The sequence below is a fragment of the Caldalkalibacillus salinus genome (assembly GCF_016745835.1).
Classification (GTDB): Bacteria; Bacillota; Bacilli; order Caldalkalibacillales; family JCM-10596; genus Caldalkalibacillus_A; species Caldalkalibacillus_A salinus.
This window is the reverse complement of record NZ_JAERVL010000001.1, coordinates 810866-820610: the sequence shown is the minus strand read 5'-3', so window position 1 is coordinate 820610 and position 9745 is coordinate 810866. Positions and strand designations below refer to the sequence as shown.

Here is a 9745-nt window from a genome sequence, read left to right as displayed (position 1 = left end):
CCGAGCAAGCTCTGTTCCTCTTTGAATTCATTTAATACATGGCGAATTTGTTCCGATTGACCGTTGATGTCAGTGATCATGTTATGTTGATTGTTAGACAGAGAATACACGCTATTTTCTATCTCACCTACTCTAGTTAATAGATTGAAATTAACGATTAAACTCACCACTAAAGCCGCGGAAACGAAAATCATAAAAGGTTTTATGTACTTATTGCTCTCCAATTTCTTCCCCTCCTGTTATTCTTGTCGAGGTCAGCTTCGCTCAACACATAAACTCACGCTATGACGTAGTAACGTATCAACGTTTTTATATCCTTCTGTTCTATATTGCCTTTTTGCTTGTTGGATAAATGAGATGCAACCAAATCTCTATTGGCCACGCTGAGATACTTCATTGACCTTCTGCCTCAGCGATCAGCAACCTCCGTGAAGTGTAGAGCCGTTACTATATTGTAGTCTTATTGGCGAGACTTTCTTTTATTGTCTTCAGGATTAATTCGAGTAGTAACGATATATGCATGAAGAGAAGTGCAGCAATTACTGAGAACATAGCAATATAGTAGACTTGAAAGTGCAATTGTCTTGTAAGCATAAAAGTTAAAATGATCCCTAGAAAGGTTCCACCAAATGCATAAACCAACAAGGAGTACAAATACCTCTTTCCCCTCGAATTTATCCTCCTTAAATAATGCTCGGAAAGTATTGAATAAGGAAACCCACCGAGTATATATGATGGGAAGACATACAGTGAATAAAAAATAAAAAGACTTGAGAAGGACCAAATATACGTATCGTCCCCGTTGTGTGTTACTGGCGTGTATTGAATGACTACCAAAAGCAACGTAAATATAGATATAGTGATAGGTGATGTCTTCGTTACTCCATTGTATTTGATTTGGTTTGTGGCCCAGTTTATCTTTTCAATGGTATGCATCTATGGTAAAATTGGGATGAGAAACATGGCTTTTGAATATACTAATAAAGACCGTAGATGTTGGTAGCATCTACGGTCTGCAATAGATTGCCTCAAAGGCGATCGACATATGGATTTAACAAAGAGTAGATCTCCAAGCTTCCAAGGCTCAAGGGAGATCTACTTCTTTTTGTGGAACGCAAGTATCAAGACGACTAAAGTAGCAAATGAAATCATTAACATCAAAGCATCTTGAATCTCCACTGGCATCACCTCCTTTACAGAGGCTAGCCGACCACCCTTGAGAGTCGATTCTATTGCACCCATATTATACCATGTATTTATAATACGAATATATGTTTCTATCAAAAACAAACAATTATTCTATAAATTTATAATGTGGTTTATGATTTTATCTTTAAATAAGGTTTTAATACAGGATTCATTCTTTTGGATAACGTTTTCGTATCTACGACGTTACAGACGTTTCCGAGCTTTAGCTAGATCTTAGCTTAGGCTCGGAAAAGCCGACTCGGTTAGCGATTGGATGTGTCGAGCGTTACTTCTTGATGTCCCTCCGAGGCCGAGGTCGTTCTGCGACCGCAGTGTAGATACAATGCTAGGTGATTTTCATAGCTTCTCAGCTATCCAAACTGTCCATCTGTCTTCTTCTATTAATTTTTCTTCTCTTCCAATTTTCTGTTCTATGTAATGTACAAGATCTTTTAACTCATCATCAGTAAGTTCATGAAGAATAGAGCGACCTGTTCTCCCCATAAGATCCAGCTTAAGCTGCATAAAGTGACTATATGATTTTCTAGTCTCCCAAATCTTTTGTTCATTGATCAATTTAAAACCTGATTCATTCATTATAGATACAACCTGTTTACTAGTGTATCTCCTATTTAACTCTTTTTCTAATAATTTTGGATATCTTTCGAAAAAGAATCCTCTGATATGAGTTATACTACCGGGGAGAGAACAATCTGTAGGCGTTCTATCTTGAATAATAAGTTTCCCTTGAGGCTTTAACACTCTATTTGCTTCCTTAAAACATGATTGTAGATCCTTAATATGATGGATTAATGCTCGCTCTAAAACAATATCAAAAGTTTCTTCCTTTATACCTGTTTCAAAAGCACTGCCCTGTTTGAAGGAGATGTTTTTTATATTTTTGCAATTTTCTTTTGCCATCTTTAACATCTCTTCTGAAAAGTCTAATCCCGTTACATGTTTTGCCTCAGATTGTGCAAACACTTTTGAATATATTCCACCTCCACATCCGATATCGAGTACCTCTTTACCTATAACTTCAACGTGCTTCTTAATATTATCAATCCAACAACTCTCAGCTTCTCTCTTAGCATATGTTGATTTATTCTTACTATCATGAAAATTAATTGGCATATGCTTCACCACCTTAATGAATTTCGCCTACGCTTTCGTATCTCCGACGCCTATGAGCCTTACAGGCGATGCCTGAATCTAGAAATGCATTTCTTGGCAAAGGCGAGCCGACTCGGTTGGCGAATGGGATGTGTCGCTGATATCCTTCTTTGTCTTCAAGCCTCTAGCGACCGAGGGTGCTTGTCACCCGACGCGTGAAAACAGTGTTATCTGATGGCGATGTCTCCCTGTTCAGAGGTTGCCATGGACCCCTTGCTTGAAAATACAAGCCCCTTTTTAGCTCAATAAGCAATGCTGTTATACTATGTATACTTTGATTTAAATTTTACGAACAACGTGCAACTGCAAGCTCACTGTCTTTTTTTTGGATTATCACATTTTTATCTTTATCAACCTTATACTCGATTTCTTCAGTATTCAAGCATTTGAAAAGTGATTCCCTCAATTCATTATTCATATTTTCATTTTTAGCAAAAACAAAAAATCCATTACTTTTATCGTTTTGTTGATTACACCCCGTAAATAGAGATAACAAAAATATCGTTACCAGAACTCGTCTATTTATCAAACTGTTTACCCCCCATTCTTGCAATGATTAAAGTCCTATACTAACCTGCACCTTTACTTCTATAAAAATGGGGCATTAATCATGCTTGGATCAATGCCCATCATATTAAAGATCACAGCCCGTTAGCCAAACAACAATTTCAGTAAAGCTTTCTTTCTTGTTGACTTTTAACTTTAATGAGGATTTCCCTAACAAATGCAAAGGCAATTAACATAGTAATCATACTCGCAACTTATTTTTAAAAGTACTTTTTAAAGGTTCTAAAATGCGGTCATGGACGGCCGCACCAATACATCGCTTTCAGATAACGTTCATGTGTTCACAACGTTTCCGAGGCTTACAGACGAAGTTTGAGCTTTAGCTAGCTCCTAGCTTAGCGAAATCGAGACGACTCGGTTAGCCTCGGGAATGCGTCGCCTGAATTACTTTCAAACTTCTTGAAGTACATCTAAGTAACAATGCTTATCATTTACGTTCTAGTATTTATAAATCCTTTAAATAATTTTATAGTAAGATTGAACGGTTTCACATATTCAACATCTTCTTAAATAAGACTCGATCTCCTCCGACCCCATCATAATCCTTTGTAACAGGTACTCCATCAACTAGATAATCCCCTGGTTCTATGTCAAACCCCATTTTTTTATGAACTGTATTGATGTTTTATTCAATAGTGATGTCACACAACGGATTGAATCATATCCCTTTTTTCTTACTGCATCTATAAATATTGTATATAGTTCACGTCCCAAACCGATATTTCTATGTTCAGGATTGACTCCCACAAATGAATATAAGCTTCATTTGGATAAGTCTGAGATACAAAACCTACAATAAAACCAATAATTTTTCCGCTTTCTTCCTGCAACAAAACTAGCTTCCTTAAAGTGAATGAAAAATAGCTTTGGTAACATATCAAACATATGTCTACCACCCCACCATTCATTCATTATTGGAATAATTACGTTGTAGGCCGAATCTTTTACCGTACGGATCATTCGTGAATGCTCGTGTTATACGGCGCTACTACTTAGTTCTCCTTTATATACCGTGACAGCCTTACCAAATAAATATATATCCTCTCCTCTTACTTTGATCTTAATCTTTCCACCCCTTTTTGAGGCTTGATAAGCTATAAATTCATCTTTTTGTAATTTGTTATTCCAATATGGTGCTAAACAACAATGGGCAGATCCTGTAACTTGATCTTCATTTATTCCCTGAGCAGGTGAGAAAAACCTAGAGATAAAGTCATACTCTTTTTGTTTCGATTTTGTGGTTACAATTACGCCTCTTACTGGTAGTTTTGATATAAGATCAAAGTCCGGTTTTAAGCTAATCAGCTCTTCTTCTTTCTCTATTTCAACAATGTAGTCCCACTTGTTTTTACCAATATAGTTGACATTATTGATTCCCATTGCATTTAACAATTTGGGGTGTGGTTCCACTTCAATAGGTGCTACGGCTTGGAATTTCAATTGTATCCATTCGTTTTGATATGTCGTAGTTAGGTGGCCAGCTTCAGTATGAAAATGTATCTTTTCTTTAACAGGTAGCACATTGGTTTCCCATAGTATAAAACTTGCAGCTAAAGTACCATGTCCACAAATCATGATTTCTTGAGTTGGTGTAAACCACCTTATTTTGTAGGGATAACTATTTGTGCTGACAAACGCTGTCACTGGTTGATTTAGCTCTTTTGCAAGATTAGACATCCAATGATCACTTTTGTTTTCTTCTAGTATACAAACCATAGCAGGATTCCCTTTAAACATTTCATTACTGAATGTATCCACTTGATATATATTCATTTTTGACCTCCAGCTGGATATGTCGCCTAACGTTCATGTATTGATGATGTGCTCGTCCTTACTCCTTCATAGCATCACTTCTAATAGTAAGGTTTGCACAGGATTTTGCTACTCATCTTTATTCAACATCCAGTCTGCAAATCCTTCCAAAGAGCATGTGCCGTAGGCCGTAGCCTAAGCGGAGCGTCAATGCGGTGTTATGGGAAGTTTATAGTGTTACCTGTATGATTAAGGACATCACCATTTTTTGTTATAAATCTTATAGAATGTTCTTTATAATGTTGATTTTCTGGAATTTCAATGATGCTTAAAAAAGAATTGCTCTCCAGATTAATTTTATCTTTGATTTGCGATTCAGAAAATTCATATACAATCTGAACATACTCAATTTTATTGGATTTATTAACATATCCGAAACTAAACATTGTATTATTATAACCTTGTAAATCAGATGGGTAATAATATACAAAATCTCTTTTATTCAAGGACCCTTTTCTACCTGAAATTCCACTAGATTTATTACTACTATATTGATATTTGCCATTGTGCTTATCATAAAAGCCAGATATTAAATTCCCGTTATCTACACTAAATATGACAATGTCGTGTAACTTGTCAACATGATGAACGTTTATCTCATGACCATAACTAAATTCATGTTCTATAGCTTCTTTTAAACTTGGAAAATACTCAGGAGATTTTATACAACCTCCAAGTATTAATATGCAACATAGAATCAACAATAGTATTTTAACTTTCAATTTCTTCACATCCGTAAATTATATTCAAGAGAAAAATTTGATTGTTCACTTTCCCATAACGTTCTCGTATATACGACGCCCATGAGCTTACAGTCGAAGGCTGAGCCTATAAATGCCCTTCTTGGCAAAGACGAGCCGACTTGGTTAGCTAATGGGATATGTCGCTGATTTTACTTCTTTGTATTGAACTTTCTTCTATGTAAACTTGCCTCCCTCACTTCTAGCGACCAAGCCGCCCTCGCGCGTCGAGGCGTGAAAACTGTGTTATAAGATGTAGTCGAGCACAACATTATGTATTACTCCCTAAGTAAGTTGTGTTTAATTGTTCTTCCATAACCTTGTTATATTGTGCATTCACCCTATATCCTTTTGCACTTACTCTTGAACTTACAACTTTGTATAATTCTTCATTTATAAAATGTAATGCAACTCCATCATCCGCAGCAAATCCATGTTTAATCTCTTTAGACTCTATTAGTCTATGATATGATGGTCTTCTCACTTCTTCACCATCATAATGTGGACAATTACTTCCTTCTAAGAAACCTAGACAGTCTAGTTTGGTTAACTCACCTGGTATAGAATCGGTAACCCCTTCTTCAAACCAACATATTGATCCAGCACTGAGACCAGTAAGGATAATACCCTTTTCGTAAGCTTTCTTAAAAATCTGATTGAGACCCCACTCATTCCATAAAACTAAAAGGTTCTTCGTATTGCCCCCACCTACATAAATAATATCCTTAGACATAATATAATCTTCTAAATCTTTGGTTGGAGGCTTAAATAAAGATAAGTGGCTTGTTTCACATTTATGTGATTCAAAAGAGTTATAAAACCTTTGAATATATCCTTCGGCATCACCACTTGCGGTTGGAACAAAACACAATTTTGGAATAACTTTGTTTGATTGTCTTAATATATACAAATCTAAAAGAGGATTATCAGGCTCCATAGAAAAGCCCCCGCCTCCCATTGCTATTATTTGCTTTTTCATAACTTCACCCCAGTACGGCTTATGTATTAATAAATCCGCCTATCGTTCCCGGCATTCACGGCGTGCTCGTCCTCCACTTTGTGGAGGTTATCGCGAGACTTGCCTTTCAGTTACTCTTCTGAGCAGCAAGTCTCGCGATAAAGAGCATGATTAAGAAATGAACTTCGCTGGACCTACATCATACATGAATGCACGTGTTATAAGAAGTGTGTCGACTGCCTTGTTCAGGAGACATAATGGACGGCGTCCCTTCTTATACCTTAAACCTTTTCTCAAACTCTAACTCGTGCTGTATGGGTATCCCTTCATATCCCGTCAGTGGTATTTCGGGTTTTATTTTTCTGGCATATTCAACTGCTTTTTGGTGTAATGCGACTAAATCATATCCTCTTTTCTGGTAAAATTTGATTGCCCGAATGTTATCGTTTGTGGTAATCAACCAAATACGTTTACACTTCTTTTCTCTTGCAATTTTTTCTACCCCTTTGATCAGCTGACTTCCTAGTCCTCTATTCTTTTCAAGGCTATCCAAAGACACAATTTCACACTGATCCCCAGCTATATGATATGTAAGCAGTCCAATAATCCCATTATCTTTTATAGCCACGAAACCTGGTAATTGATTCATGTAGTGAATATGACCACGTGATACGATTTTAGGTGAGCCCCACTGTTGTGTTATTAGCTCAACCACTTGTTTTCTTAACGCCTCATTAATATGTTGTATCTTATACTCCATTACAAAACTCCTTGTTTCCTTAAGTTTTTTCTTTTTAGGCTATTATGATATTTCTGTCCCGCCATGGACGGAGGACTCTACTAATCGTCACATTTCTTATAACGTTTGTGCATTCACGAACCTCACCGACTAAAGTGAACGTAGTGAGGGGCCGCGATGCGCTTAGTCAGTGAGGGTTGTCGCCTGAGTCCGCTTCTTCGAAATGCCTCTTAAGACCGAGGGTCTGGCAAAGCCAGTCCCGATGCGTGAATGCGTTGTTATACGAGGGGCAAGGAGGCGATCAAGCATTCCCCATCTGCCGATAAAGCCTTATGTATCAACGGCTTCAGCGGTTTGACAGCTTTTCGATATTTACGAAAATAACCCCGAAAGTTATGCGAGATCGTATATCGAAATGTTTTACGCAATTCCCCTTCCAGCTTCGCATATCTTTTGACCGCGCATTACCTTCAAGGAGGAAATGCGCAATGTCCACAAACTCGAATCAGCAAAAAAACCTGTCTAAGATCGACTCGTCCATTGAGTTCAACAAGATGGCGAGCGACTCCTTGCAGGAATGCAGAGTCCGCAATTCACGGCAGGATCCATTCGGCGTTATCGCAACGGTTTAAGAAAGTTCTACCATTGTCTGGAGGCTCGGCAGCTTCTTGTTCATGATTTGAATGCCTACGATCTCACCCACAAAATCATTCCGGATATGCTGCAAGAAGGACTGGCGATCCGAACGTCAATTGCAACCTCTGCATTCTCAAGGAATTTTTCAAATTTCTTGCTGCGGAAGGATTTCTGAAAGCCATTATCGCTTCCGACCTCAAACCGTTTCAAGTCAAACCCACGATCGCCCACACTTTTACAGAAGGTCACCTGCAGCGCTTGTTTGCCCATCCCAATCGCTCGACCTTTACCGGCTATCGTAACTATGTGATGATGCTGGTTTTGCTTGACAGCGGTATCCGATTGAAAGAACTTACAAATCTCAAAGTCACCGACATCGATTTTCAGGAGCCATCTATTTTACAGGCCTTTCTCCTTAACTAGATCTGCAAAAGCTTCATACCTCGATTGATAAGAAGCAATTAGGTTCATGAAATTTCCGCACGTAACCCGTTCCAACAACACCTATTTTTAATGAGCCACTTGGTTTACCGTGATCTTGAAGTATTTTGATAGACTCATCTGCCATTTGCAAAACAGATGACTTACATTGATTATAAATTGCTCTTCTTTGAATGGCAGCAAGAAGATTCAAAAGAGTGTTCATATTCGTCATGACGACGAAGCCATGTCTTGCCGTTGCCGTCACTGCGTCCAGGTGGCAGTTCCCAGTCCTCCTGCCTGCCAAGAGCTGTTAAATCGAGGTAGTTGAAGGTGCCAATTAGTAGGTCAGTTCCACGGGCGTAAGTCGTATACGTGTGAAAAATTCTTTTACCATCGCGAAGAAAGGTACTAAAGCCAGGCACTTCCATTGACTGTACGGAATCAAGGGGGACATCTTTCTTAACAAGCTCATCCTTGGTCAAGTAGTTGTATTCGATCGGTGCGACGGATTCGTCCAGCGTAGCATGAAAGTCATAGTTAAAGTCGCTATCGAAGGACGAGTACCAAGGAATGTTCCAACCCATGCGCTCCTTGTAGAGTTGGAGCTTGGGAAGTGGAGCACGGGATATCAGAACCAGTGACGTATTTCGTGCATGCAGGTGGGCGAGATGGCCGATGTTGTCCGTAGCGAGTGAGCAAGCCGGACAACCTGCTTCCCAATCAGGATCGAACATGAAGTGCTTCACGATAAGCTGAGGACGTCCTTCAAACAGATCAAGTAGACTGGTTTTACCATGCGGACCATCGAAGACATAATCTTTATTAATCTCTACCATTGGAAGTCGTCGACGCTCGGCATTCAGCGCATCCCGTGCTCTAGTGAACTCCTTCTCTTTGGCCAGCAGTTCCTTACGATCCACAAGCCATTCGTCTCGGGACACGACATTTGGTAGTTGCAGATGTTTTTGATTTTTTTTCATATCATCTTCTCCTTTTTTGTTCTTAAGCCTATCTCAAACAATTGCTATAGACTTTTCCTACATTGCTAAAACACCTCCTTTATTTTCTTGTCATCGATTTATCAATTAACTGGCCGATTAAAGAAAAGGGACATTGTCTTATTTCAATAAGTGAACCCGATTGTTGAAAATTGTCCCGGAACATCAACACTGAAAGGATACTCAAGATAAGACTCGAGAAGATTATTGCTTAAAGTACCCTTTTTTTTTTGGAAGACTGTTATTACGCAGTGCAAGAGCTGCAACATATCCCCATCCTTTAGTCAAATATGTTTTATCAGCTATTTCCGACCTCTAAATTCGACAAAGGATTACTAGCCCTTCTGACGAATTGATGAAAACCTTTTAAAGGGGATGTTTAATCGACGACGTCTGCACTGGTGACGATTGCCGGCGTTAGCCGGCAACGACCGTCGCCGCGACGTTCTGCATACCGATCGGACACCCGTACCAAAGCCGACGAGGACCTGGTGGGAAGGACGTCACATTC

The 9745-nt window shown here is 38.8% G+C and carries 11 protein-coding genes and 1 pseudogene; 1 reads left to right on the top strand and 11 read right to left on the bottom strand.

All coding sequences use genetic code 11. The features are described 5' to 3' along the window. The 10 genes and pseudogenes from JKM87_RS03695 to JKM87_RS03655 form a co-directional block, all read right to left on the bottom strand. Window positions 1-224: hypothetical protein (locus tag JKM87_RS03695; RefSeq protein ID WP_202077965.1), on the bottom strand; the 224-nt coding region annotated here is incomplete at its 3' end. Between the two features lie 871 nt (window positions 225-1095). Further along, window positions 1096-1185 carry a putative holin-like toxin gene (locus JKM87_RS18245; RefSeq protein WP_419761830.1) on the bottom strand — a complete coding sequence of 30 codons (90 nt, stop codon included), beginning with the start codon at window positions 1183-1185 and terminating at the stop codon, window positions 1096-1098. 360 nt (window positions 1186-1545) lie between these two features. Beyond that, window positions 1546-2322, bottom strand: a complete 777-nt coding sequence (locus JKM87_RS03690; protein WP_202077963.1) for a class I SAM-dependent methyltransferase — start codon at window positions 2320-2322, stop codon at window positions 1546-1548. Window positions 2323-2647: 325 nt separating this feature from the next. Continuing rightward, complete coding sequence (locus tag JKM87_RS03685; RefSeq protein ID WP_202077961.1) at window positions 2648-2890, bottom strand: hypothetical protein; 243 nt, start codon at window positions 2888-2890, stop codon at window positions 2648-2650. A gap of 525 nt (window positions 2891-3415) precedes the next feature. Next, window positions 3416-3888, bottom strand: a pseudogene (locus tag JKM87_RS03680) (GNAT family N-acetyltransferase). A 15-nt stretch (window positions 3889-3903) separates the two neighbouring features. After that, entirely contained in the window at window positions 3904-4701 is a 798-nt protein-coding gene (locus JKM87_RS03675) for a PhzF family phenazine biosynthesis protein (RefSeq protein WP_202077959.1), read from the bottom strand. Between the two features lie 197 nt (window positions 4702-4898). After that, on the bottom strand, window positions 4899-5462 hold the full coding sequence (locus JKM87_RS03670; RefSeq protein WP_202077957.1) for a hypothetical protein: 564 nt from the start codon (window positions 5460-5462) through the stop codon (window positions 4899-4901). Between the two features lie 289 nt (window positions 5463-5751). Beyond that, complete coding sequence (locus tag JKM87_RS03665; RefSeq protein WP_202077955.1) at window positions 5752-6459, bottom strand: Type 1 glutamine amidotransferase-like domain-containing protein; 708 nt, start codon at window positions 6457-6459, stop codon at window positions 5752-5754. A gap of 253 nt (window positions 6460-6712) precedes the next feature. Beyond that, window positions 6713-7198, bottom strand: coding sequence for a GNAT family N-acetyltransferase (locus JKM87_RS03660; protein WP_202077953.1), 486 nt, complete (start codon window positions 7196-7198; stop codon window positions 6713-6715). 666 nt (window positions 7199-7864) lie between these two features. Continuing rightward, a complete protein-coding gene (locus tag JKM87_RS03655; RefSeq protein WP_202077950.1) occupies window positions 7865-8083 on the bottom strand; it encodes a hypothetical protein in 219 nt (72 codons plus the stop codon). Between JKM87_RS03655 and JKM87_RS18160 the strand changes: the two genes are divergently transcribed. After that, complete coding sequence (locus tag JKM87_RS18160) at window positions 8072-8236, top strand: hypothetical protein (protein WP_336885120.1); 165 nt, start codon at window positions 8072-8074, stop codon at window positions 8234-8236. The genes JKM87_RS03655 and JKM87_RS18160 overlap by 12 nt on opposite strands. A 170-nt stretch (window positions 8237-8406) precedes the next feature. On the opposite strand, the gene JKM87_RS03650 is transcribed toward JKM87_RS18160, so the two are convergent. Then, a complete protein-coding gene (locus tag JKM87_RS03650) occupies window positions 8407-9216 on the bottom strand; it encodes a DUF899 domain-containing protein (protein WP_202077948.1) in 810 nt (269 codons plus the stop codon). Between the last annotated feature and the right edge of the window lie 529 nt (window positions 9217-9745).

What these genes read in the sequence shown, in the direction of transcription:
- JKM87_RS03650 (WP_202077948.1), bottom strand. Translation starts at nt 9,216, where the DNA reads ATGAAAAAAAATCAAAAACATCTGCAACTACCAAATGTCGTGTCCCGA.
- JKM87_RS03665 (WP_202077955.1), bottom strand. Translation starts at nt 6,459, where the DNA reads ATGAAAAAGCAAATAATAGCAATGGGAGGCGGGGGCTTTTCTATGGAG.
- JKM87_RS03690 (WP_202077963.1), bottom strand. Translation starts at nt 2,322, where the DNA reads ATGCCAATTAATTTTCATGATAGTAAGAATAAATCAACATATGCTAAG.
- JKM87_RS18245 (WP_419761830.1), bottom strand. Translation starts at nt 1,185, where the DNA reads ATGCCAGTGGAGATTCAAGATGCTTTGATGTTAATGATTTCATTTGCT.
- JKM87_RS03660 (WP_202077953.1), bottom strand. Translation starts at nt 7,198, where the DNA reads ATGGAGTATAAGATACAACATATTAATGAGGCGTTAAGAAAACAAGTG.
- JKM87_RS03655 (WP_202077950.1), bottom strand. Translation starts at nt 8,083, where the DNA reads ATGGGCAAACAAGCGCTGCAGGTGACCTTCTGTAAAAGTGTGGGCGAT.
- JKM87_RS03675 (WP_202077959.1), bottom strand. Translation starts at nt 4,701, where the DNA reads ATGAATATATATCAAGTGGATACATTCAGTAATGAAATGTTTAAAGGG.